This is a genomic window from Zoogloea sp., from assembly GCF_030157465.1.
Classification (GTDB): Bacteria; Pseudomonadota; Gammaproteobacteria; order Burkholderiales; family Rhodocyclaceae; genus Zoogloea.
Map to the genome: position 1 here is coordinate 12,326 of NZ_JAOAUU010000135.1, position 24,395 is coordinate 36,720.

Here is a 24,395-nt window from a genome sequence, read left to right on the forward strand (position 1 = left end):
CCCGGATCCGGCTTTCCGGCCGGGGCGCAATCTGGAGTTTCCATGAGCGTTCACGACTGCACCATTCTTGAACTTCCCCGCATTAACGACCCGCGCGGGAACCTGACCTTTGTTGAAGCGAATCGCCATATTCCCTTCGGCATCAACCGGGTCTATTACCTTTACGATGTTCCGGGTGGCGCCGAGCGGGGCGGGCACGCCCACAAGGCGCTCCATCAGCTGATCATCGCGATGTCCGGCTCCTTCGACATCCACCTCGACGACGGGCAGTCGAAGAAGACCGTTCACATGAACCGCAGTTACTACGGCCTCTACGTGTGCCCGATGATCTGGCGGGAGATCGACAACTTCTCTTCCGGGGCCGTCTGCATGGTGCTCGCGTCCGACTATTACGACGAACTCGACTACTACCGCCAGCATGCCGAGTTTGTTGCTGACGCATTGAAGGTGATCAAATGAAATCTGTTCCCTTTCTGGACCTCGGGCTGGTGCATCGGGAGATCAGGGGGGCGCTCGACGAGGCATTCAAGCGCGTTCTCGATTCCGGCTGGTTCATCATGGGGCCGGAGCTCGAGGCCTTCGAGGCCGAGTTTGCTGCGTACTGTGGCGTCAAGCACTGCATCGGAGTCGGCAACGGCCTGGAGGCCCTTCACCTTCTGCTGCGCGCCTACGACGTGGGGCCGGGCGACGAGGTTATCGTGCCTTCCAACACGTTCATCGCGACCTGGCTGGCGGTTTCCGAATGTGGCGCCACGCCGGTTCCAGTCGAGCCCAACCCGCTGACTCACAATATCGAGGCGCCTGCCATTGCCGCGGCCATTACCAGCCGCACGAAGGCCATCATGCCGGTGCACCTGTACGGTCAGACGGCTGACATGGACCCGATCAACGAACTGGCCCGCAAGCATGGCCTCGTCGTGATCGAGGATGCGGCCCAGGCCCAGGGTGCCCTTTACAAGGGGCGCCGCGCCGGCTCTCTCGGTCATGCGGCCGGGACCAGCTTCTATCCGGGCAAGAACCTCGGAGCCCTCGGCGACGGTGGTGCCGTGCTGACCAGCGATGACGCCATCGCGGAAAAAGTGAAGCGGCTGCGCAACTACGGTTCCCAGGTCAAGTATCAGCACGATGTGGCCGGATACAACAGCCGCCTCGACGAGGTTCAGGCTGCGCTGTTGAGGGTCAAGCTGGGCGTGCTCGACCAGTGGAACGGACGCCGCAAGGCAATTGCGGCACGCTATGACCGGATGCTGGCCGGCTCCGGGGTCGAGCTTCCCTTTGTTCCGGAGTACGCTGATCCGGTGTGGCACCTGTATGTGATCCGCAGCCGCAACCGGGATGCCTTGCGTGCCCACCTGGACCGGATGCGCATCGCCACTGTCATTCATTACCCGATCCCGCCCCACCGCCAGGCCTGCTACCAGGCGTTTGCCGGCGCCCATCTGCCCCTCGCAGACCAGCTGGCCGGCGAAGTCATCAGCTTGCCGATGTCGCCGGTACTGGGGGACGACGAGGTGGATCAGGTGGTGAGCGCGCTGCTGAGCTTTGATGGGGCTGCGTGAACGTTTTCGTCGGCTGCGGGGGGTGTTGACCGGGCTGAATGCCGTTTCGGCCCGGTTCGACCTGCTGCAGAATCAGCTCGATGCCCTCGCGGTGGCCCGACGCGAGCTGGACGAAGACCTTGTGCAAGTGCGCGCGGAGATTACATCCCGCGCTTCCAGCGTTGAAGTGCTGGGGTTGGCGCACGAACTGGAAAAGCTGCAGGTGCTTCCGGCGATCGTCGGCGAGGCTGTCCGGAGGCTTGACGAAGAGAATGCTGACGAGCGCGCGCTACGGACGGTTCTGGCGACGCAGCTTGAGGCTCATGGCGAGCGCCTGAATGACGTCGGGACGTCCCTGGAGGGACTTGGGCAGGCTCTCGGGCGCGTTGATGGACGTATCGATGCTCTCGACGAGAGTCTCGCTGCGCTGCCGCTCCGCTCGGATCTGACTGTGTTGTCTGCCGGTCTTGCGCAAGCCCAGAAGCAACTCGACACGGTATTGAGCACGGCCCAGTTGACTGTCCGATCGCTGCGGGGGGTGTCCGTGGTGGGGCCGTCATCTGCTGTCGAAAGGCCGCCGCTGGCATGTGAGCCGACGGCAGGGCGGCGGGCTGGCGGTGCGGTGCACCGCTTGGCCTTCCTGTTGCAGAGCCTGGAGTTGATCAACCATTTCGCCCCGGTGTGGGATCAACTGCCCGGCGGGAGTTTCGACGTGGTGTTGCACGGCGTTTCAGAAGCGCTGGGGCGTGAGGCCCTCAAACGCTGGCATTGCGGCGTGAGTTGCAGTGAGGACGTGCTGCGGGAGCGCCGGCGTTACCACTACCTGGTGTCCAACCACCCGGTCGAGGGCGGAGAGCCCCCGTTGATCCAGCGCCTGGCCCGGCAAAACGTTCGTTTCATGTATGCAGCGGGAAAATCGGGCTGGAACCTGTCCGCCTGGAATTCCCTCTACGATCTGATTCTGTGTTTTGGCCCGCACCATGCGGCTGCCTTTACCGCGAGCACCGATGCAGTTGTGCTGCAGATGGGCTATCCGCGGTTTGACCGCTTTTTCAACGAGCAGATCACGGCCTCCGAGCTGTATACCCGTTTTGACTGCGACCTGTCGCGCGAGACTGTAGTCTGGCTTCCCACTTGGAAGAGCCTGTCGTCCGTCGGTTTGTTCGACACGGAAATCAGTGCACTGACCGAGCATTACAACGTGGTCGTCAAGCTTCACCCGCTCATGTCCGAAAGCGAGCCGGAGCGGGTGAGTGCGTTGCGAAAGCACCGTTTCACTCACCTGATCTGCGATTCGAGCGACAACCTGGGGCTTTATCAACTGGCCGATTACATGCTTTTCGACTACGGCGGGCCGCCCCTCGCCGGCATTTATGCCGACAAACGTCTCATTCTTCTGGACGTGCCCGGAGCCGAGAGCGATCCACTGACGGGGCCGGAGTCACCTGATCTCCATATTCGGCAATATCTGGGCGAGGTGCGCTCTGGGGAAGGTGCGATCGCCGGCCTGCTGGCGGACTCTGCCCATTGGGTGGCTCAGGCGCCCGTTCGCAAGATGCTCCGTAAGACTTATTTCGCTCCCCATTTCGGGTTTTCGGCAAATGTGGCGGCGGACGCATTGCTGCGTCTGGAGCTTATTCTTGATAATCGTGACTGACCGGGCCGCGGTGCCGACGATCGGCGATGTGGCCGGAGGGCTTTGAGATGGTCATCTGGTTGATTGGTATGTCCGGATCGGGCAAGACCACGCTGGGGCGGGAGATCGCCCGCCAGTTAAGGACGCTGGCTCCCAATACGGTATTGCTCGACGGGGATGAGTTGCGGGAGGTTTTTGCCCATGACCGGGGCGATGCGCCTTACTCGATCGAGGGGCGCCGCCTCAATGCGGAGAGGCTCACGGCCTTGTGTGCGATGCTGGATCGGCAGGGTGTCCACGTGGTGTGCTGCGTGTTGTCCATTTTTCCTGACATGCGAGAGGAGAATCGCCGCCGCTTCAGCTCCTATTTCGAGGTTTTCATGGATGCGCCGCTGGCTGTACTGCAGGCGCGTGATGTGAAAGGTCTGTATGCGGCAGCCGGCAGGGGCGAGGTGAGCAACGTGGTCGGGGTCGATATTCCCTTCCCGCGTCCGGTGGCCGCTGACATGGTCATTGACAGCTCGGGCAATCCCGACGGACTGGAACATGTGGCTGCCCGGATTCTCACCCAGACGGGGCTGCAAGGATGATGAAGTACCCCTACGCGGTCGGGGATCTCCTTGAGCAGCGTAATACTTATTTTTATTCCCGCTACGAGGGGCGTGCCTTTCTCGCAGCCTGGTGCCGACAGCGTGCAGGTGTGGCGGCGCTGCCGGGCGGGGGCGCGCCTGATGAGGCTGCCGCACGATCCCGTCCGACGGACAGGCTTCTCGACGACCTGCGGGTGGAGATCTCTGCGCGGCTGGCCGATGCCGGTGGGCGCCAGACCCTTGACCGGCTGGTCCAGCGTTTCGAGGTCAGCAAGCGCCTGCACGGGGAGTACAGCGCAGACTGGCGTCCGGTGGATCCTGCCGACTATCACACTCTGGAACGCTACCTCTGCTTTGGCGAAGTACTCGAGCTGGCCTGGACCACGTGGGCGGCGTTGCCCTATCTCAACGCCTTGCTGAAATGCCTGGACACCCTTACCGCGCTGGCGGGGCGACTCGATGTCGGGCAGCGCGTGCGCCTGGAAAGCCTGATCGGGCGGGAAGAAATGCATGTGGCCGCCTTGGCGAAACGTGTCGGGCTCAAGGAGATCCGTCATGATGATTGACGGCCTGATCCTGCTGGCGGCGCCGACGGCGCGCTCGCGTGCCTACATTCAGGCCCTGGTTGCCGCAGGTTTACTGCCGGAACGGGTCGTGCTGCTTGGCGAGGAGTCTGAGCCGCCTGGCCCGGCCCTGCATGCTGTCAGGCAATGGCAAGGTCTGGTTCTGCCGGATCACGGCGAGTCGATCGCGGCCACCTGTGGCCGTGCCGGGATTCCTGTGCAGGCCTGCGCGGCCGGCAGCGTGAACGAGGAGGAGGTCGTCGGCATCCTCCGGGCCCTCGCTCCGCGGGTGCTCATTTATTCCGGGGCCGGCGGACAGATCGTGTCCGCCTCGGTGCTAGGGTTGGGATTTCCCTTCCTGCATGTGCATTCAGGCTATTTGCCCGACTACCGGGGCAGTACGACCCTGTACTACGCGCTTTTGAACGGGGATGCTCCCGGTGTGACCGCCATCGTGCTCGACCGGACCATCGACACCGGCCCGGTGATTGCCCGGCGCATGTATCCCCGCCCACCGCAGGGCATGGACATCGATCAGGTGTTCGACCCGGCTATCCGGGCTGATCTGCTCGTTCATGTGGTCGCTGATTTCTCCCGACGGGGGGCGCTGGAGCCCATCGAGATGCAGGATCCTGCTGTCGGCGTAAGCTATTACGTCATCCATCCGGTGCTCAAACATCTGAGCATCCTTTCACTGACGTCAGCTTCGGAGCAATGAAACAGACCGGACTCGATGCCGCGGCCCTTGCCAGCGGAGAGAGCGTATTTGCTTTCGGCACCAAGGCCGAGACACTGCTTCGCCTGAAGCCTCGTCTTGTCGGTGCGCAGATTCCGGAGTCTTGCCACTTTTCGGCGGGCCAGTGGCTGGCGCAGAGGGATGAACTGCTCGACGCTATCCAGCAACAGTTCGAGAGCGTCCTGCTGGCTGTTCGCAGCAGCGCGCTGGTCGAGGACGGTGCGAAGTCGTCCAACGCCGGCGCCTTCCTGAGCCGCCTGAAAGTTCGTTGCTCGGATCGCGATGAGCTGGCCGCCGCCATCGATAACGTGGTGGCCTCCATGACCGGCCATTCCCGCGATCAGGTTCTGGTCCAGTCGATGGCCGAGGACATTGCCCTCAGTGGGGTGATCATGACCTTCGATATGGTTCATGGCGCGCCTTATTACTGCATCGAGTACGAGGACGAAACCGGGCGCACCGACATGGTCACCAGCGGCGCGGGTATCCACAAGGGGCTTTACGTCTATCGGGACGCGAATCCGGCGCTGATTCGCTCCCCGCGGGTGGCGGCCTTTCTGGGGCTGGCCCGCGAACTGGAGACGCTGTGCGCGTGTGCGTCACTCGACATCGAGTTTGGCATGGGCAAGAGCGGGGCGCTGATTCTCTTCCAGGTGCGCAGGATCGCCCTGGCCCATAGCTGGCACCCGGTCACTGAAATCCGGGTGCGGCGACAGCTGGTGCATGTAAAGAGCTTTGTGCGTGACTGTTCCCGCCGACGCGACGGTATTCTCGGCGCACGGACGATACTGGCCGTGATGCCAGACTGGAATCCGGCCGAGATCATTGGTACCACACCCCGCCCGCTGGCCGTTTCCCTGTATCGCGAACTCATCACGGACGGGGTTTGGTGCAAGGCGCGGGCGATGATGGGCTACAGGGATTTGCCGCATACCGTGTTGATGGTCTCGGTGAGCGGCCACCCCTACATCGACGTTCGGCAAAGTTTCAACTCCTTCCTGCCGGCAGGTCTGCCGGACGCCATCGGCGAGCGGCTGGTCAATGCCTGGCTCGATCGTCTGCAGGCCTTGCCTGAACTTCACGACAAGGTCGAGTTCGAGCTTGTGCAGACCTGTCTCGACTTCTGCTTTGATGAGGATTTTTCTGCGCGTTACCCGGCGCTGCTGGATGACGCCCAATTGCAGACCTACCGTAGCGCCCTGCGTGATCTGACCCGCAGCAGCCTGAAGGCCGGCCCCGACAGCACCCTTGAGCGGGCTCTGCTCGGCACTGCCGAGGTGCACAAGGCCGTGCTTTCCGATCCGGTTGATGACGGAGGAAATGCCTGGTTGGCCCGGGCTGCCTTCCTGATCCGACAGTGCCGTGAGCACGGAGCCCTGTCCTTCGCCGTCGTGGCCCGACACGCCTTTATCGCCGAGAACCTGCTGCGTTCGGCACGGCGCCGTGGTGTGCTGACCGAGGAGCGCGTTGCCGAACTGCGGCGCAGCATCCGCACGGTCACCGGTGAAATGGTCATGGCTTACGCACAGGCGTGCCGTAGTGAAGTGTCCCGCGCCGATTTCCTGCGGGAATACGGCCACCTTCGCCCGGGCACCTACGAGATCACATCCTTGCGTTACGATGAGCGTGACGACCTGTTCGATACCGAGCAGGATTTGTTGTTCCATGCCCGCGCGCTCGATTTCGTACTCACCGATATCGAGCGGGACGGGCTTGACGCTTTGCTGGCCGAAGCCGGGCTGGATGTTCTTGGTGCCGAGCAGCTACTGGACTACGTTCGCAAGGCGATTGCCGGTCGGGAGCACGTGAAGTTCCTGTTTACACGGATGTTGTCGGATGCCTTGTGCGCGCTGGGGCGTTGGGGTGCCCTGCACGGTTTGTCGAGGGACGACCTGTCTCATTTGCCTTGGCCGCGCCTCGCTGATTGTCTGGTAGAGCCAGGCATGGACTACGTGGACCGCCATTTCCTCGTGTTGGCCGAGGAGGGGCGACGGACCCTGGCGGCCGCCCATGCCTTCCGCTTCAGTCACATCATCTTCGGTGTTGAAGATCTTTACATTGCCACTCACAGCCGCAGTGCTCCCAACTTTGTGGGCAGCGGCAAGGCGTCCGGGCCGATCATGGAGCTCAACGCCGACACCTCCGCCAATCTCCTCATCAGAAATCGCATCGTCTGCATCGAGAGCGCCGACCCCGGTTTTGACTGGATCTTCACCAAGAGTCCGAGCGCCCTGATTACCAAGTTTGGAGGCGCAAATTCCCACATGGCGATCCGCTGTGCGGAACTGGGGCTGCCGGCGGCCATCGGTTGCGGTCAGCAGGTCTATGAGCGGATCCTTGCTGCTGGGCAGGTTGAGCTGGATTGCGCCCAGCGTATCCTCAAGTGTCTCGGGGGTGAGTGAGCGAATGCGGATCGGCGTAAGCATGCGCGTGATGGCCGCGGCCGGTTATTCAGAAGACCGGGATGCCCTGGCCCAGATCTGGGCGCCCTTCCTGGCGGTTGCTTTGCCGGGGGCCTTGTGGCTACCGGTGCCCAACCTTGGGGCGGCGCAGGTGACGGATTTCTGCGCAGGCTGGGGCATTGATCGGCTGATTCTCAGTGGTGGCGAGGATATCGGGACGGTGCCGCGGCGGGATGAAAGCGAACTGAGCCTGCTCGCCTGGGCCGAAGCGCTGCAGCTTCCTGTGCTCGGCATCTGCCGCGGCATGCAGTTGATGGGATGCCGGGCTGGCGCGGCACTGCAGCCGGTGACCGGTCACGTCGCGACGCGGCACCCCCTGGAGGCTGACCCCAACGAGAGCGTCAACAGCTTCCATGCGCTGGCGCTGACCGGCTGCCCTCCCGGTTACCGGGTACTGGCGCGCGCCGCCGACGGCACGATAGAAGCCATCCGTCACCTGAGCCTCCCGTGGGAGGGCTGGATGTGGCATCCCGAGCGGGAGGCCGTTCCCCGCCGGCAGGATATCGACGCAATAAGGAGTGTGTTTGCATGAAGGCCATCATTCTTGCCGCCGGGCGGGGTAGCCGCATGAAAAATCTGACCGATGAACGACCCAAGTGCCTTGTCGAGCTGCGTGGGCAGGCGCTGCTCGATCTGCAACTGGAGGCCCTGCGCAGCGCAGGGATCAGCGAGATTGCCATCGTCACCGGCTACCGCCGCGAGGCCCTCGAAGGGCGGGGGCTGGTTACGTTTCACAATCCCCGGTGGGCCGATACCAACATGGTTTCGTCGCTGGATTGCGCGCGTGCCTGGCTGGCCGCGGAGCCCTGCATTGTCAGCTATTCGGACATTTTCTACGCGCCGACTGCCGTTCGCTCCCTGATGGACTGTCCGGCCAGCCTGGCACTTACCTACGATCCGCACTGGTTGGCGCTCTGGACCCGACGCTTCGGCGATCCACTGCTCGACGCGGAAACCTTCCGCCTTGGGCGCGATGGTCGTCTGACAGAAATCGGTAACAAGCCCACTTCGGTGGATCAGGTGCAGGGGCAGTACATGGGGCTCCTGCGCTTCACGCCCGAGGCCTGGCAGGAGGTCCTGCGCCTGCGCGGTTTCCTCACGCCTGCAGAGTGCGACCGGATGCACATGACGGGAACCTTGCAGAAAGTGATCGATGCGGGACGCGTCCCTGTTGTGGCGGTGCCCTACGAGGGCGATTGGGGTGAGGTGGATTCAGCGGACGACCTGCGCGCCTACGTCGATCCGCAACGAGGCGGTGCGTGACGATGGGATTTGCGCCATCGGTCCTGTCCCTGGTCGAGTCCGCTGAACGGGCGCTTGCGCAGGGCCTGCTCGACCGTGCCCTGCGTCTGGTCCATGACTTTGTCGAGCGCGTCATCACCGAGCCCTTGTGCACGGCCCAGGTGTTTGCATCCCGTGAGCTGGATGCCCTGTGCCAGCGCATCGGTCGGCACAATTTGGCGCGTGGCAGTTCGCCGGCGGTCTATTCCTGGCCTGGCCGCGGAGCGCGGCCCCTGGTGATCTACGTGCTCAGCCGCCTGCAGAAGTCTGGCGGGCATTCGCGACTCGTCGAGGATTTTATCCGGGCGAGGCCGGAGAAAGACCACTTGATCCTGGCCACTGGGATTGGCGGCCCTTCCGACTGGGCGCATCTGACCCAGGTTTTCGCAGGGCAGTCGAATGTGCGCTTTCTGTCGGCTCCCCGCGGCGACTTTGGCGCCCGTCTGGACTGGCTGCAAGGGGCGCTGGTCAGCTGCAATCCCGAGCATGTCTACCTTTTCAATCATCACCAGGACAGCGTTGCAGTGGCGGCCATCCAGCCGGAGATGGGGTTTGACGCCAGCTTCTATCATCATGGAGATCACCATCTGTGTCTCGGCGTGTATCTGGATCACCTGGTGCATATAGATCCTCACCCCATGGGCTATCACCACTGCCGTGAAATGCTGGGCGTCGAGAATGTCTATCTGCCTTTTACTTTCGAGGACAAGGGCGGGCGTCCGGATGAGCGCCCCTTTGCTCCGGAAGGGCATCTGACTACTGCAACAGCGGCGCGCTCCAACAAGATAGAGATTCCGTATTTTGTCAGCTATCTTGATCTTGTCCCGAAGCTGCTCAAAGTGACAGGGGGGCGGCACATCCACATTGGCCGGCTGAGTCCTTGGGCTTTATTCAGGTTGCGTCGCGGCCTGCGCAAGGAGGGGATTCCCGCTGACAAATTCATTTATATCGAGTGGGTTCCGAGTGTCTGGAAGGCGCTGCAGGAGCATGGCGTGGATGTCTATATCGCGTCTTTTCCATACGGGGGCGGGATCACCCTCATTGAGGCCATGGGGGCTGGGGTACCCGTTGTCCTGCACAGGCATCTCTACTCCCGGATATTGAGTTGTCTCGAACTGGCTTACCCGGAAGCCTTCAGTTGGAGAACGCCTGCCGAGTTATTGGCGCATTTCGCGAGTATCAAGCTCGATGCTTTGCCCGGGGAAAGCCGCCTGGCCAGGGCCCGTTATGAGGCTTTTCACCGTCCCGAGGTGCTGAGTGCATATTTCGCGCACTATACTTCAGCACTTTTCGAGGTGCCCAGGATGGTGACATCCTTCGAGCGGCAGTCCGACGAATGGGCCTGCTGGGTGCAGAACCAGTTTGTATTGTCCCGTTTCGTCGGGCAGGCCATTTATCGCTTTGCCCGAAAGCTTCGGGCCCGCCTGGCCTGAAAGCCTGAATGTGCGAAACGGCTTTGCGATGTCCCGGCGATTTTTTAAGATCCGTTTAACGGGCTGATGTTTTGAATTTTGAAGGCGTTAAATATGAGTAAAAACATAAATTACTTTTTTTTATATTTTATTGTGTCGGCTCTTGTCGGCCTTTTTGTCCGTGACATTCCCGGGCAGCCTTATCTGTTGTCGACCATCAGCAATTTCATGACGCCGGATGACGTCACGAAGCTTGGTGATCCTGGCTCCTTTGCGATTGGCGCCCGGGATGTTTTCACTCACGGCTGGATCAAGGCCGAGAATGCCTGGTTGATCAGGCTTTGGCCGCCGGGGTTCATGTTTCTTGAGGGGATGGTTCTTAAGGTTTTTGGCATCGATGCGCCGTTTATTCTTGTTCTGGTGTTGATTAACGCTGCCTGCTTCGCTCTCATGCTCTCGGTTTTTCGGGGCTTTCTTCGAGGTGTTCTACCGGAAGGTGTCGCTTCGACTCTCCCATTGGTGCCTTTGCTTTTTCCTGTAACCCGATTTTTTGTACTGCAGCCCGGTGGGATAATCCTTGGTGAAGGGTTTTCGATTGCATTCTTTTTGACGTTTTTGTTTCTTGTTCCCGTCGCTGTGAGGGATAGGTCGTGGGTCAGCGCGGTTTTTGCCGGCTTGATGCTGGCCCTTTCTGCGTATTTCAGATCGCAATTTGAACTGATAGTCACGTTTTTGACGCTGACTGCCATCGTCTCTTTTGTAGCTTATTTCTTGGTCATTCGTCGAAAGGCTTCAGAGCAAAGTCAATCGAACTTTTCTTCTGCCTTGAAGTTCGTTGCAGTTGCCGTCGTGGTCGCCAACGTTGCAATGGCGCCGTGGCGCATTTACAGTTTTACTGACACCAAGAATTTCTCATGGGTTCAGACCGCGCAGCTGATTTACAAGAATGCGAGCATGACAGACAAGGAGCTCCTGGATGTAGGGGGCGGCTGGATCGTTCGTGGTGGCGGTAACGCAGCGTGCAGAGTCGATCCCAGCTATTGCGGAACATCGGAAAAGGAAGGTTTTTATCGGGCTTTTGTCAACAACGTAAGTGATTGGTACGCGATTAAACTGGGTATTCTGGATGATTACTGGTTTTCCGATCTTCCTGCCTATACTTCTCCGGCAGAGAGTTCGAGTTCTGTAAATGACGTCGCGAATTTCCTGTTCCTGTTTTTCGTGCTGGCTACCTTTCCGGTGTTGTGGCTTGCGCGCCGGAGTCCGAGTTTTTATGTTTACCTTTGGCAGTCCGTATCGTTCTACGCGTGCTTTTTTGTTGTCTTCACCTTTGCACACTATGAAGCGCGGTATTTTTTTGCAGTGAAGATATTTTCGGTCTTTTCTTTCATCGCAATTTTTTCCCTGGCCTGGAAGGAGGTGCTTGCCAAGCGCCGTCTGAGCAGGTAAGTGATGCGGATTTTTTGAAGCTGGGTCAGGTCTTTTTTTAACGTGACCAGGACCTGCCAGTCATGCAATAAATGTTTTGCTCGTCAACCTGGATGAGCGTATCGAATTGTTGTTTTCGTTGAACTGGATAAAGGCTGTAGGGGAGAGAAATTTTATGAAAGCTGTAATTCTGGCAGGCGGTCTCGGAACCCGTATTTCCGAAGAGACTCATCTGAAGCCGAAACCAATGATAGAAATCGGTGGCAAGCCGATTCTCTGGCACATAATGAAAATATATTCCCGGTACGGGATCAATGATTTCATCATTTGCTGTGGCTACAAGGGGTACATCATCAAGGAGTATTTTGCCAATTACTTCCTTCATATGTCCGATGTTACCTTCGATATGGCCAACAATCAGATGGAGGTGCGTCAGCAGTTCGCCGAACCGTGGAGGGTTACGCTGATTGATACGGGTGAGGAAACGATGACTGGCGGGCGTTTGAAGCGTGTTGCCCCCTATCTCAAGGACGAGGAGGCTTTCTGCTTTACCTACGGTGATGGTGTGAGCGACGTCAATATCGCCGAGTTGATCGCTTTCCATCGTGAGCAGAAGACGCTGGCAACCCTGACCGCGACATACCCTCCGGGCCGTTTCGGCGCCCTGGATATCAACTCCGAAAATCGTGTCAGTTCCTTCAAGGAAAAGCCCAAGGGCGACGGCGGCATGATCAATGGCGGTTTCTTCGTGCTTTCTCCCAAGGTGATCGATCTTGTCAAGGACGATTCATCGATCTGGGAGCGCGAGCCTCTTGAGGCTCTGGCCGAAAGCGGGCAATTGTCGGCTTTCCAGCACCAGGGGTTCTGGCAGCCGATGGATACTTTGCGTGACAAGCACCATCTGGAAGAGCTGTGGGCCAGCGGCAAGGCGCCGTGGAAGGTTTGGGAATGAATCCCGATTTCTGGCGAGGCAAGCGGGTTTTTCTGACTGGCCATACCGGCTTCAAAGGCAGCTGGTTGTCATTGTGGCTTCAAAGCCTTGGGGTGGAATTGACCGGCTTTGCGCTTGCGCCGCCCACGGAGCCTAGTCTTTTCGAGGAGGGGAACGTTGGGGCCGGCATGCGCTCGATCATTGGCGATATACGCGACCCTCTTGTTCTTCAGCAGGCCATGCAGGCAGCCAGGCCCGAGATCGTCATTCACATGGCGGCTCAGCCATTGGTGCGGTATTCGTACGTTAACCCGATCGAGACCTATCAGACCAACGTGATGGGCACGGTCCACTTGCTGGAGGCGGTGCGTAACACTGCCGGCGTCAAGGCTGTCGTCAATATAACGACAGACAAGTGCTATGAGAACCGCGAGTGGGTTTGGGGCTATCGTGAAAACGAGCCTATGGGCGGGTATGATCCCTACAGCAACAGCAAGGGATGTGCAGAACTCGTAAGTGCCGCTTACCGTTCATCCTTTTTTAACCCTGATGATTACGCGCGGCACGGTGTGGCAATTGCGACCGTTCGGGCCGGTAATGTCATCGGGGGAGGGGACTGGGCAATGGATCGTCTCGTGCCCGATCTCCTGAACGCTTTTCTCAATGGCCGGACAGTCAACATCCGCAATCCGCATGCCATTCGTCCCTGGCAGCACGTCCTGGAGCCGTTGCGCGGCTATCTGACCCTGGCCGAACGCCTTTACCACGATGGTACTGGTTATGGCGAGGGCTGGAATTTCGGACCCAATGACGAAGATGCCAAGCCGGTGGGCTGGATCGTGGAGCAGATGGCTGAAATGTGGGGGGACGGCGCCAGCTGGCAGATCGATACGGGCGAGCATCCCCACGAAGCGTCCTATCTCAAATTGGATATTTCAAAGGTTCGTAGCCGCCTCGACTGGCATCCGGCACTGCGTCTGGAGGATGCTCTGAGATATATTGTTGCCTGGAGCAAGGGGCGTCAGGCGGGTGCGGATGTCCATGCGCTGACGCTGGCTCAGATCAATGCTTATGAATCACTTATCAGAAACTGATGGCCATTATGCAAAACGCTAAAACTCAAGAAATTCGGGAACAAATTGCCAAGCTTGTCGATGAATACGCCTCGATTGCTCTGGCTCCGCAATCGTTTTTTCCCGGTGTTTCGGTTGTTCCCCCGTCTGGCAAGGTTATCGGCGCCGAAGAACTCAAGAACATGGTTGAGGCGTCGCTGGATGGTTGGCTGACGACCGGTCGTTTCAATGACGAGTTCGAGCAGCGCCTCGCGCAATTCATCGGCGTCAAATACCTGATTACCGTTAATTCCGGTTCGTCTGCCAATCTGGTCGCGTTCTCGGCGCTCACTTCGCCCAAACTCGGTGATCGGGCCATCAAGCCGGGGGATGAAGTGATCGGTGTTGCCGCCGGCTTTCCCACGACGGTCAATCCCATTCTCCAGTTCGGTGCCGTTCCGGTTTTTGTTGACGTCGAACTCGGAACCTACAATATCGACGCCAGCAAGATTGAAGCTGCCATTGGCCCGAAGACCAAGGCGATCATGCTTGCCCACACGCTGGGGAATCCTTACAACCTGGATGTCATCGTTGCATTGTGCAAGAAGCACAATTTGTGGCTGGTTGAGGATTGCTGTGATGCTTTGGGCTCTACTTACAATGGTCAACTCGTCGGCACCTTCGGAGATATCGGCACGCTGAGTTTTTATCCCGCGCACCACATTACGATGGGCGAGGGTGGGGCGGTATTCACCAATAACTCTGAGCTGAAGCAGATTGCGGAAAGTTTCCGGGATTGGGGGCGTGACTGCTACTGCCCGCCGGGAAAAGACAATACTTGCGGCCGTCGCTTTTGCCAGAAATTGGGAAACTTGCCTGAAGGCTACGATCACAAGTACACCTACAGCCATCTTGGCTACAATCTTAAAATCACCGACATGCAGGCTGCGTGCGGTCTGGCCCAGCTCGATAAAGCGCCTGCTTTCATTCAGCGGCGCAAAGATAATTTTGCCTTCCTCAAGGATCGCCTGGCCACCTGCGAAGAATTCCTGATTCTTCCCGAAGCCACTCCGGGTGCTGATCCGTCGTGGTTCGGCTTTCCGATCACCCTCAGGGATAATGCTCCCGTCACGCGTGTCGATCTGCTGCAGTATCTTGATCAGAACAAGGTCGGTACCCGTCTGCTGTTTGCGGGCAACCTCACACGTCAGCCTTACATGATCGGTCAGAACTTCAGGGTGAGTGGTGAATTGACCAATACGGATACGGTCATGAAAAACACTTTCTGGGTCGGGGTGCAGCCGGCGCTGACCAATGAAATGCTGGATTTCACGGCGAGCAAGATCGAGACCTTTTTGGGTGTCAATTTCTAAACAGGAATAGCGATGAATTCCACGCCCAGGGCATTTGATGCCAAGGCTCTTCGCAAGACAGTTCTGGACATGGCTTACGCCGGCTCTACCGTCCATATCGGTTGTGCATTCTCGATTATTGAACTGCTTGCCGTGTTGTATCGGAGTCATTTGCGCTACCCCGGCAACGATCCGCTCGCGCAGGGCCGTGATTACCTTGTGCTCAGCAAGGGCCACGGTGTCATGGCTCAGTATGCGTGCATGCGTGAGCTGGGGTGGCTGAAGGATGAAGCTTTTTCAGGTTATTTTGCCGACGGCAGCGATCTCAAGGGCTTGTCCGATTCGCGCATTCCCGGCCTGGAAGTAACGTCCGGATCCCTTGGGCATGGATTTTCCGTTGGCGTGGGACTGGCCAAGGGAGCCTCGCTGCGTGGTGCCGATCAAAAAGTCTATGCCCTTGTGGGTGATGGCGAGATCAACGAAGGACCCGTCTGGGAGGGCGCGCTCTTTGCGGCACATCATTGCCTGAACAACTTCATGGTCATCGTGGATGAAAACGGCTATCAGGCGATGGGGCGCACTGCGGATGTTTTGGGATTGGGGTCGGTGCAGTCGAAATTCGAGAGTTTCGGTTTTGAAGCGCTTACCGTTGATGGTCATGATGAAATGGCGATCAATGATGCAATAAATCGGCTTTGGGAAAGCCCATCCGCTTCGCCGAAAGCGCTTGTTGCCAGAACCGTAAAAGGGAAAGGTGTACCGTTTATGGAAAACAATAATATCTGGCACTACACTCGCCTCGATGCCGAGACCTATGCACGTGCGCTGTCTGCTGTAGCCGGGAGCGAATGATGAGAGACGCGTTTTCAGAAGCACTCGTTCGACTGGCCAAGGCGGATCCCAATGTACTGCTTCTCACCGGGGATCATGGATATGCCTTGTTTGACGAGTTTCGCAAGGAGTGCCCGGCGCAGTACATCAATGCGGGTATCGCCGAGCAGAACATGGTTGGCATGGCAGCCGGGCTGGCACGTATCGGTTTCAGACCCTTTGTTTATGGCTTGAGCGCTTTCGTGCCAGTGCGAGTTGTCGAGCAGATAAAGCTTGATGTAGCCCATGATCAACTGCCGGTGGTTTTTATTGGCGACGGGGCGGGTTTTGTTTATAGCCACCTCGGCACAAGTCATCAATCGACTGAAGATATCGCGTGCACACGTGCAATCCCCAACTTGTCGGTCTTTTCGCCGGCGGATCGCTTCGAAGTCAAGGCCTGCATGGAGTTGGCTTATCAGTCAAAATCTGCGGTGTATTTGCGGATGGGGAAATCGGATCGTGGTGATGTCCATTCTGCTTTGGATCAGCCGAAGATTGGCGAGTTGCTGGAGGCCCGGTCTGGCACGAATGGCGATGTGGCGTTCATCGCCACAGGGGCGCTGGTGCGTACTGCCCTGAATATTGCATCCGAGCTTTATCCCGATTCGGCTGTATGGAGCGTCCCATTTATAAAGCCGGTTGATAGTGAGCAAGTGGTGAATATTTGCAGGAAAGTCAAGGCGCTTGTCGTTTTTGAGGAGCACTCGATACTGGGAGGCTTGGGCTCCATGATTGCCGAAATCGCCTCTGAGCACGCACCTGTTCGGATTCTCCGGGTGGGTGTCCGTGACCGCTTCTCCCATTATTGTGGAACCTACGAATATTTGCTCAAGGAGCACGGTCTGGATCGGGCATCGATCGAGAAAGATATTCGTGCTTTTCTGCCTGCAAATTGAGTCATGCGCATAGCCATACTTGGTGCGACCAGCCAGATCGCCAAAGACCTTATTTTATCTTTCAGCACACAGAGCAATCACCAGTTGATGCTTTTCGCGCGTCGTCCAGATGTCGTTGCCGAGTGGCTGGGGCTGAATGGCTTGTCAGGCCAGATGGATGTAGCGGGTTTTGAGGCATTTAGCACCGGCCTCCACTTCGATGCCATCCTGAATTTCGTTGGTGTGGGAAATCCGGCCCAGGCGGCGGCAATGGGGGCGTCGATATTCGATGTCACGCTCAAATACGACGATATGGCTCTGGACTATGTCCGAGTGCATCCCGCCTGCCGATATATCTTTTTAAGCAGCGGGGCAGCCTACGGAGCCAGCTTCGACAAGCCTGTGGACAGGGCTAGCCGCGCAGTGGTGGCGATCAATGATCTCCAGCCCCAGGACTGGTATGCCGTTGCCAAGCTGCATGCTGAATGTCGCCATCGGTCCCTGCCTGAATTGCCCGTTGTTGATTTGCGGGTGTTTAATTATTTCAGCAGAACGCAGGATGTGTCCGCACGATTTTTGATTTCGGATATCGTGCGGGCCATTCGTGACAAGGCTGTGCTGCAAACATCTGCTGATTACATCGTTCGGGATTTCTTGCACCCCGACGATTTTTACGCACTGGTTCAGGCGATGCTTTGTTCGCCTGCTGTGAATGTGGCCGTCGATTGTTACAGCCTGGCGCCAGTGGATAAGCCAACCTTGCTGGCAGCGATGCAACAGGAGTTTGGCTTGAGTTTCGAGATTGCCGAGGCCGGCTCCGGGCTTAATGCCACGGGTAGCAAGCCTTGTTATTATTCGAAAAATACCCGGGCTGCCGATTTTGGTTATGTGCCTGCTCTGACCTCTTTGGAGGGGGTGCTGCGTGAGGCACGAGCTTTGCTCTGTAAAGATGCATCAGGTGGTTTGGCTCGATGAAAGTCCAGGCTGGTTGGGTGGGGCTTATTGACTCCAGAGTGATCCGGTTTTTGAGCACGGGTGTACTTAATACGGCTTTTGGATATCTGGTTTATGTCGCTGCAGTGTATTTTGGGGCAGGGTATTCCCGAGCGCTGTTGATTGCCACCGTCATGGGGGTGGTTTTTAACTATTTCAGTTTCAACCGGCTTGTGTTTCGTGGTGAGTCCGGGTTGTTCGTGTTTGCAAAGTTTGTTCTGGCTTATTGCTTTGTTTATGCCGTCAATGTTTTTTTTCTCGGGTGGCTGATCCGGGAGTCTGGCCTTAATCCTTATTATGCTCAGGGGCTTTGCGTTCCTCCGAGTGTCTTGCTGAGCTGGGTTTTGATGAATTTTCTGGTTTTTAAAAAATAGGATTGTTGTTGTGACTTCGGAAAAAAAACTGATCAGTATTGTGACGCCTTGTTATAACGAGGAAGATAACGTCGATGAGCTTTGTCAGCGCGTATCGGAAGTGATGGCGACTCTGCCGTATCGTTATGAGCATATCTGTATCGACAACCATTCTACGGATGGCACCGTCGAGAAGCTGAAGGCGATTGCAGCACGGGACAATAACGTCAAGATCATCGTCAATGCGCGGAATTTTGGCCATATCCGCTCACCTTATCATGCGCTCCTGCAGGCTAATGGCGATGCGGCCGTCCTGATTGCAGCGGACTTGCAGGATCCTCCCGAGATGATTCGCGAGTTCGTCGAGAAATGGGAGGCCGGTTACAAGACCGTGATGGCAGTGAAGCCGGAAAGCGAAGAGTCGGCGCTGATGTTCCGGATCCGCAAACTTTATTACAAGACTGTCACCCGTATTTCCGAGGTGCCCCTGGTTCAGAATGCTACCGGGGCGGGGCTTTTTGATCGTGCTGTGCTGGATGTACTGCGCAACCTGAAGGATCCCTATCCTTACTTTCGCGGTCTTGTCTGCGAGATCGGTTTTCCGATAGCAACGGTGCCTTTCAAGCAACCGCGTCGGGCGCGAGGTGTGACGAAGAATAATTTCTACACGCTTTACGACATCGCGATGCTTGGCATTACCAACCATTCCAAGGTGCCGCTGCGATTGATGACCATGGCCGGGTTTGGGCTGGCTATCGTGAGTCTGTTTTTGACCTTTGGTTTTTTTGTTGCAAAGTTGCTCTTTTGGAATTCCTTTGAACTGGGGATTGCTCCTGTTTTGATCGGTCTGTTCTTCTTTGGGGCGGTTCAGATGTTTTTTATCGGGCTTTTGGGTGAGTACATTGGTGCCATACATACCCAAGTCCGGAACATGCCGCACGTGATTGAACTTGAGAGAATAAATTTCGACAAATAGACGCAATGGGGGGCGAGTTGCGGCCGTTTTTGAACCGGCTCTGCCGGCTCTCCTGAACGGTTAGAATCCTGTCTTACGCGAAGAAATCACAAGGAATTCCCCAATGCCCCCCCACGGCACCCCCGTCCTCCGTTCCGCCTACCAGCCCCTCGCCTACACGGTCTCCACCGTCGATCTCGACTTCAGTCTCGACCCGCAGGCCACCCTGGTCACCAGCCGCCTGCAGTGTGTGCGCAACGAGGATGCCCCCGCCGGCCCGATCGTGCTGTTCGGGGACGCGCTGGAGCTTGTGTCGCTGACCATCGATGGCGCAGCGCCGGCAGCGGGGCAGGTGAGGGAGACGGAGTCCGGCCTCGAGATCGATGTCTCGGCCGACGAGGTCATGCTCGAGATCGTCACCCGCATCAATCCCTCCGCCAACCTCACGTTGTCCGGTCTCTACCAGTCCCGCGGTGGTTATTACACCCAGTGCGAGGCCGAAGGTTTCCGGCGGATCACCTATTTCCCGGATCGTCCCGACGTGATGGCGCGCTTCACCGTGCGGCTCGAGGCGGATGCCGCCACCTGCCCGGTGCTGCTGTCCAATGGCAATCTGCTCGAAACCGGCGAGTTGCCGGGCGGGCGTCACTTCGCCCGCTGGGAAGACCCCTTCCTCAAGCCGTCTTACCTTTTTGCGCTGGTGGCGGCTGATCTTAAAGCGCTGGAGCGTCGTGTCGACACGATGTCGGGCCGCGAGGTGCTGCTGCAGGTGTGGGTCGAGGCCCGCGATCTGGATCGCACCGGGCACGCGATGGATTCGCTGGTGCATTCGATGCGCTGGGACGAGGAGGTGTTTGGTCTCGAGCTGGACCTGGACCGTTTCATGATCGTCGCCGTGTCGGATTTCAACATGGGCGCGATGGAGAACAAGGGCCTCAACATCTTCAACACCAAGTACGTGCTGGCCAACCCGGAAACCGGCACCGATCTGGATTTCGAGAACGTCGAGAGCGTTGTCGCCCACGAATACTTCCACAACTGGACGGGCAACCGGGTTACCTGCCGCGACTGGTTCCAGCTCACCTTGAAGGAAGGCCTCACGGTTTTCCGCGACCAGCAATTCACCGCCGACATGCTGGCCCGCGCTTCGGATTCGCCGGCGGCGGCCGAATCCGCCCGCGCCGTGACGCGCATCGCCAACGTGCGCGGCTTGCGCAGCGGCCAGTTTCCGGAAGATGCCGGCCCGATGGCGCACCCGATTCGTCCGGATAGTTATCAGGAAATCAACAACTTCTACACCGCCACGGTGTATCAGAAGGGTGCCGAAGTCATCCGCATGCTGCTGACCTTGCTCGGGCGGGAAGGCTTTCGCAACGGCATGGATCTGTACTTTTCCTACCATGACGGCCAGGCCGTAACCTGCGACGATTTCGTCGGCTGCATGGCCGAGGCCAACGGCGCCGATCTCGACCAGTTCATGCGCTGGTACAGCCAGGCCGGCACGCCGCATCTCAAGGCCGAAGGCGTTTATGACGCGGCCAGCCGCAGCTACACCCTCACGCTGTCCCAGCACACGCCGCCCACGGCCGGCCAGCCGGAGAAACTCCCGCTGCACATTCCGGTGGCCGTCGGCCTGATCGGGCCGGACGGTGCCGATTTGCCGCTGCAACTCGAAGGCGAAGTCCGGCCTAGCGACACGACCCGGGTGCTCAACCTCAAGGAGGCGAGCCGCAGCTGGTGCTTTACCGGTATCGATGCCGAGCCGGTGCCGTCGATCCTGCGCGGCTTCTCGGCGCCGGTGATTCTCGATATCACCGAAGACAATGCCCGCCTGGCCTTCCGCATGGCACATGATGCCGACCCCTTCAATCGCTGGGACGCCTCCCAGCGCTTCATGGAGCGGGTGGTGCTGGCGATGGCCAGCGACGCCGCCGCCGGCCGTCCGATGGAAGTGCCGCAGGCCTTCGGCCACGCCTTCCGGGCGCTGCTGGTGAGCGAAACCCTCGATCCCGCCTTCGTCGCCGAAACCCTCGCGCTGCCGTCCGAAACCTACCTGCTCGAACGCATGCAGCCGGCCGACCCGGCGCCGCTGCGTGCCGGGCTGATCCACCTCACCCGCGAACTCGGCCAGGCCATGCAGGCGGATTTCCTGGCCCGCTACCTCGACCTCGAAGTGGAAGGCGACTACCGCTACCACCCTCTTGACGCCGGCAAGCGCGCGCTGCGCAACCTGTGTCTGCGTTACCTCGCCGCCTGGGGCGGCCCGACGGCCATCGACTTGGCCGGCAAGCAGTTCGAACACGCCGGCAACATGACCGAACGTTACGGTGCGCTGGTTGCACTGGTGCAGAGCGACGCATCGCGGCGCATCGACGCACTGGCCGCCTTCCACGAGCGTTACAAGGACGACGCGCTGGTGCTCGACAAGTGGTTCCAGCTTCAGGCCGGTGCCTGGCGCTGGTCGGATTCGGCGCCGGCAAGCCTCGACCAGGTGCGTGGGCTGATGGCCAACCCGGCGTTCAGCTTGTCCAACCCCAACAAGGTGTATTCGCTGCTCGGCACCTACTTCAAGGCCAACGCCGCCGAGTTCCATCGCCCGGACGGTGCCGGCTATGCCTTCTGGGCAGAGCAGGTCGTTGCCCTCGACAAGAGCAATCCGCAGGTCGCCTCGCGCATGGCGCGCGCCCTGGAAGGCTGGCGCAAGTTCACGCCGGAGATCCAGGCCCGCATCCGGCTTGCGCTCGAGAAGGTTGCGGCGGCCCAGGATCTGTCGCCGGACGTGACCGAGATCATCGGCAAGGCGCTGGCCTAGGGCGCCGAAAATCAGTGAAGCCGGGTGCCATGCCGCACGCCCGGCTGCTTCGCCCGCGAGCATCGCGGGCGTCGCTCCGGTATCATGGCGGCCTCACTTATTGCACTGCGGCAATGGAACTCCTCACCTATTTCATCGACATCGTCCTGCACCTCGATGTGCATCTGGCGGCGCTCACGGCTCAATACGGCACCTGGATCTACGCGATCCTTTTCCTGATCATCTTCTGCGAGACGGGGCTGGTGGTCTTCCCCTTCCTGCCGGGAGACTCGCTGCTTTTTGTGGCAGGCGCGCTGGCCGCCACCGGCGGCATGGACATCTACGTGTTGTGCGCCGTGTTGTTGACTGCCGCGGTGCTTGGCGACAACGTCAATTACTGGATCGGCCACAGCATCGGTCCCAAGGTGTTCCGCTGGGAAAACTCCCGCCTCTTCAACCGTGCGGCCTTCAACAAGACCCACTCGTATTTTGAATCCCACGGCGGCAAGACGATCATCATTGCCCGCTTCCTGCCGCTGCTGCGCACCTTCGCCCCCTTCGTCGCCGGCGTGGCGCGCATGACCTACGCGCGTTTCGTGGCGCTGGATTTTCTGGGTGGCTGCATCTGGATCTTCTCCCTGACCTGGCTCGGCTACGGTTTTGGCAACATGCCGGTGGTCAAGAAAAACCTCTCTGTGGTGATCCTCGGGATCATCGCCATCTCGCTGCTGCCGGTGGCCATCGGCTGGCTCAAGAGCCGCCGCGCGCCGGCTGCGGGTTGAGGTGCCGGGCATGAAGAAAGTCGTCATCCTGATTTCCGGACGCGGCTCCAACATGGAGGCCATCGTCCGGGCGCAGATTGCCGGTGCGCAGATTGCCGCCGTGATCTCAAACCGGCCCGATGCCGCCGGCCTGGGCTTTGCTGCCGCGCATGGCATTGCCGCGCAGATTGTCGATCACAAGGATTACCCGAGCCGCGAAGCCTTCGATGCCGCGCTTGCCGCCACCATCGACGCCCATGAGCCCGATCTCGTCGTGCTGGCCGGCTTCATGCGCGTGCTCACCGACGGTTTCGTGAGCCATTACGCCGGGCGTCTGCTCAACATCCACCCCAGCCTGCTGCCGTCCTTTCCCGGTCTGCATACTCATCGGCGGGCGCTGGAGGCGGGCGTGCGGGTGCATGGCACGACGGTGCATTTCGTCACGCCGACCCTCGATTGCGGGCCGATCGTCATCCAGGCCGTGGTGCCCGTGCTGCCGGGCGACGACGAGGCCGCGCTTGCCGCCCGGGTGCTGGAGCAGGAGCACCGCATCTATCCCCAGGCCGTGCGCTGGTTCGTGGACGGTCGCCTGAGCCTTGGCGCCGACGGCCGGGTGCAGGTAAGCAGCGAGACAGCGAGCCCGGCCGGCTGGACGGTGCCGCCTGTCGAGGCCTGACACGTCGATGGCGACGGGCCGCGCGAAGAACCGTAGCCTGTTCGTCGCCATTGCGCTTTCGGCAATGGTGCATTTTTTCGTGCTGATGGCCCCGGCCTGGCGTCTGCCGTCCGACGAAGCCAGCGTGCTGCCGCCCCTCGACGTGCTGCTCACGCCATTGCCCAAGCCCAGCGTGCGCCAGCCCGACGACGAAAAACGCGTTGTCCTTGGCGACGCACCGCCGCCGCGACCGCGCCCCAAACCCAAGAAGCCCGCCCGCCCGGCCGAACCGCAGCTCGCCAGCGGCCCGCTGGAGCCCGTGGCCGACCCGCAAATCGGGGCCGGTAACGCCGAGGACGGCAAGGCTGCTACCGAGGCGCCCGCCGGGCAGGCTGCCAGCGAAGCGCCCCCCGAACCGGTGGCCGAAGCAGGGCAGGGCGGTAGCGGCAAGACGGGCAAGTCGGCCCCGAGCTTCGGCGAGCTGTGGGCGGCCTCGGGCAAGGTCCAGTACAACGTGATCCGCGGCGAGCGCAACTTCATCATCGGGCGCACGACGCACGCCTGGACCCACGACGAAGAGCGCTACTCGATGGAAACCGTGATCGAAACCTCGGGTCTCATCGGTCTCGTCAAGCCGTTCCGGATGGTCCAGCGCAGCGAGGGGCGGATTGGCCCGAAAGGCTTGCTGCCCGATAAATTTACCGTCGAGCGTGACGGCCAGGTGAAGGAGCGGGCCGATTTCGACTGGTCATCGGCCAAGGTCGTGCTGGTGGCCGGCGAGCGGCGCAGGGAGTTCTCGATTGCCGAGGGCGACCAGGACGTGCTTTCGCTGATGCACCATCTGGCGCTGCAGCCCGAAGGGCCCCTGCGCGCCGAACTGCTGGTGGTGACCGGCAAGAGCGCGGTGCGCTCGGTGATCGAAAACCTCGGCATCGAGGAGCTGGACGTGCCGGCCGGCAAGGTTTCGGCCTACCATCTCGGCAGCAGCGGACACCGCGGCGAGCTCAAGATCGACATCTGGCTCGCGCGTGATTACGCCAACCTGCCGGTGCGCCTCAAAATCACCGACAAGAACGGCGAGGTGCTCGACCAGGTCGCTACCGGCGTCGACCTGGGAGCACGCCCCGCCGCACCATAATTTTCTGTATCTGCCGCATT

23 protein-coding genes are annotated in these 24,395 nt (G+C 59.6%); all 23 read left to right on the plus strand.

The features are described 5' to 3' along the window. Positions 1–42 precede the first annotated feature (42 nt). The 23 genes from Q1W26_RS16085 to Q1W26_RS16195 all read left to right on the plus strand — a co-directional run bounded on the left by Q1W26_RS16085 (position 43) and on the right by Q1W26_RS16195 (position 24,375). The gene (locus Q1W26_RS16085; RefSeq protein ID WP_300442308.1) at positions 43–459 is read left to right on the plus strand and encodes an FdtA/QdtA family cupin domain-containing protein; all 417 of its coding nucleotides are present in this window, start codon (positions 43–45) and stop codon (positions 457–459) included. Further along, complete coding sequence (locus Q1W26_RS16090; protein ID WP_300442310.1) at positions 456–1,559, plus strand: DegT/DnrJ/EryC1/StrS family aminotransferase; 1,104 nt, start codon at positions 456–458, stop codon at positions 1,557–1,559. Before Q1W26_RS16085 ends, Q1W26_RS16090 begins: the two co-directional genes overlap by 4 nt. Continuing rightward, positions 1,546–3,195: a CDP-glycerol glycerophosphotransferase family protein gene (locus Q1W26_RS16095; protein WP_300442312.1), complete on the plus strand. Its 1,650-nt coding sequence runs from the start codon at positions 1,546–1,548 to the stop codon at positions 3,193–3,195. Before Q1W26_RS16090 ends, Q1W26_RS16095 begins: the two co-directional genes overlap by 14 nt. Before the next feature lie 47 nt (positions 3,196–3,242). Continuing rightward, positions 3,243–3,764, plus strand: coding sequence for an adenylyl-sulfate kinase (locus Q1W26_RS16100; RefSeq protein WP_300442314.1), 522 nt, complete (start codon positions 3,243–3,245; stop codon positions 3,762–3,764). Further along, a complete protein-coding gene (locus Q1W26_RS16105) occupies positions 3,761–4,330 on the plus strand; it encodes a hypothetical protein (protein ID WP_300442316.1) in 570 nt (189 codons plus the stop codon). The genes Q1W26_RS16100 and Q1W26_RS16105 overlap by 4 nt, the downstream gene beginning before the upstream one ends. Next, positions 4,320–5,045, plus strand: coding sequence for a formyltransferase family protein (locus Q1W26_RS16110; RefSeq protein WP_300442318.1), 726 nt, complete (start codon positions 4,320–4,322; stop codon positions 5,043–5,045). Before Q1W26_RS16105 ends, Q1W26_RS16110 begins: the two co-directional genes overlap by 11 nt. Continuing rightward, on the plus strand, positions 5,042–7,465 hold the full coding sequence (locus tag Q1W26_RS16115) for a PEP-utilizing enzyme (RefSeq protein WP_300442320.1): 2,424 nt from the start codon (positions 5,042–5,044) through the stop codon (positions 7,463–7,465). Before Q1W26_RS16110 ends, Q1W26_RS16115 begins: the two co-directional genes overlap by 4 nt. A 22-nt stretch (positions 7,466–7,487) precedes the next feature. Then, positions 7,488–8,057: a gamma-glutamyl-gamma-aminobutyrate hydrolase family protein gene (locus Q1W26_RS16120; RefSeq protein ID WP_300442322.1), complete on the plus strand. Its 570-nt coding sequence runs from the start codon at positions 7,488–7,490 to the stop codon at positions 8,055–8,057. Beyond that, positions 8,054–8,788, plus strand: a complete 735-nt coding sequence (locus tag Q1W26_RS16125) for a phosphocholine cytidylyltransferase family protein (protein WP_300442324.1) — start codon at positions 8,054–8,056, stop codon at positions 8,786–8,788. Before Q1W26_RS16120 ends, Q1W26_RS16125 begins: the two co-directional genes overlap by 4 nt. Beyond that, positions 8,785–10,239 (plus strand): hypothetical protein, encoded by a 1,455-nt coding sequence (locus Q1W26_RS16130; protein ID WP_300442325.1) that lies wholly within the window; start codon positions 8,785–8,787, stop codon positions 10,237–10,239. Before Q1W26_RS16125 ends, Q1W26_RS16130 begins: the two co-directional genes overlap by 4 nt. A gap of 93 nt (positions 10,240–10,332) precedes the next feature. Next, positions 10,333–11,667: a hypothetical protein gene (locus tag Q1W26_RS16135; RefSeq protein ID WP_300442326.1), complete on the plus strand. Its 1,335-nt coding sequence runs from the start codon at positions 10,333–10,335 to the stop codon at positions 11,665–11,667. A 154-nt stretch (positions 11,668–11,821) separates the two neighbouring features. Then, the gene (gene rfbF / locus Q1W26_RS16140) at positions 11,822–12,598 is read left to right on the plus strand and encodes a glucose-1-phosphate cytidylyltransferase (RefSeq protein ID WP_300442328.1); all 777 of its coding nucleotides are present in this window, start codon (positions 11,822–11,824) and stop codon (positions 12,596–12,598) included. Then, on the plus strand, positions 12,595–13,671 hold the full coding sequence (gene rfbG / locus Q1W26_RS16145) for a CDP-glucose 4,6-dehydratase (protein ID WP_300442330.1): 1,077 nt from the start codon (positions 12,595–12,597) through the stop codon (positions 13,669–13,671). Before rfbF ends, rfbG begins: the two co-directional genes overlap by 4 nt. Continuing rightward, positions 13,671–15,002 carry a lipopolysaccharide biosynthesis protein RfbH gene (rfbH, locus tag Q1W26_RS16150; protein WP_300442332.1) on the plus strand — a complete coding sequence of 444 codons (1,332 nt, stop codon included), beginning with the start codon at positions 13,671–13,673 and terminating at the stop codon, positions 15,000–15,002. The genes rfbG and rfbH overlap by 1 nt, the downstream gene beginning before the upstream one ends. 12 nt (positions 15,003–15,014) lie before the next feature. Further along, positions 15,015–15,833 (plus strand): transketolase, encoded by an 819-nt coding sequence (locus Q1W26_RS16155; RefSeq protein WP_300442334.1) that lies wholly within the window; start codon positions 15,015–15,017, stop codon positions 15,831–15,833. Further along, positions 15,833–16,750 (plus strand): transketolase C-terminal domain-containing protein, encoded by a 918-nt coding sequence (locus tag Q1W26_RS16160; protein ID WP_300442336.1) that lies wholly within the window; start codon positions 15,833–15,835, stop codon positions 16,748–16,750. The genes Q1W26_RS16155 and Q1W26_RS16160 overlap by 1 nt, the downstream gene beginning before the upstream one ends. Before the next feature lie 3 nt (positions 16,751–16,753). After that, a complete protein-coding gene (locus tag Q1W26_RS16165; RefSeq protein WP_300442338.1) occupies positions 16,754–17,704 on the plus strand; it encodes an NAD-dependent epimerase/dehydratase family protein in 951 nt (316 codons plus the stop codon). Continuing rightward, a complete protein-coding gene (locus tag Q1W26_RS16170) occupies positions 17,701–18,096 on the plus strand; it encodes a GtrA family protein (RefSeq protein WP_300442340.1) in 396 nt (131 codons plus the stop codon). The genes Q1W26_RS16165 and Q1W26_RS16170 overlap by 4 nt, the downstream gene beginning before the upstream one ends. A gap of 10 nt (positions 18,097–18,106) precedes the next feature. Further along, on the plus strand, positions 18,107–19,051 hold the full coding sequence (locus Q1W26_RS16175; RefSeq protein ID WP_300442342.1) for a glycosyltransferase family 2 protein: 945 nt from the start codon (positions 18,107–18,109) through the stop codon (positions 19,049–19,051). 103 nt (positions 19,052–19,154) lie between these two features. Further along, on the plus strand, positions 19,155–21,842 hold the full coding sequence (gene pepN, locus Q1W26_RS16180; RefSeq protein WP_300442344.1) for an aminopeptidase N: 2,688 nt from the start codon (positions 19,155–19,157) through the stop codon (positions 21,840–21,842). A gap of 113 nt (positions 21,843–21,955) precedes the next feature. Next, complete coding sequence (locus Q1W26_RS16185; protein WP_300442346.1) at positions 21,956–22,603, plus strand: DedA family protein; 648 nt, start codon at positions 21,956–21,958, stop codon at positions 22,601–22,603. A 10-nt stretch (positions 22,604–22,613) separates the two neighbouring features. Beyond that, entirely contained in the window at positions 22,614–23,258 is a 645-nt protein-coding gene (purN, locus tag Q1W26_RS16190) for a phosphoribosylglycinamide formyltransferase (RefSeq protein WP_300442348.1), read from the plus strand. 7 nt (positions 23,259–23,265) lie between these two features. Further along, positions 23,266–24,375: a DUF3108 domain-containing protein gene (locus Q1W26_RS16195; protein WP_300442350.1), complete on the plus strand. Its 1,110-nt coding sequence runs from the start codon at positions 23,266–23,268 to the stop codon at positions 24,373–24,375. The last annotated feature ends 20 nt before the right edge of the window (positions 24,376–24,395 follow it).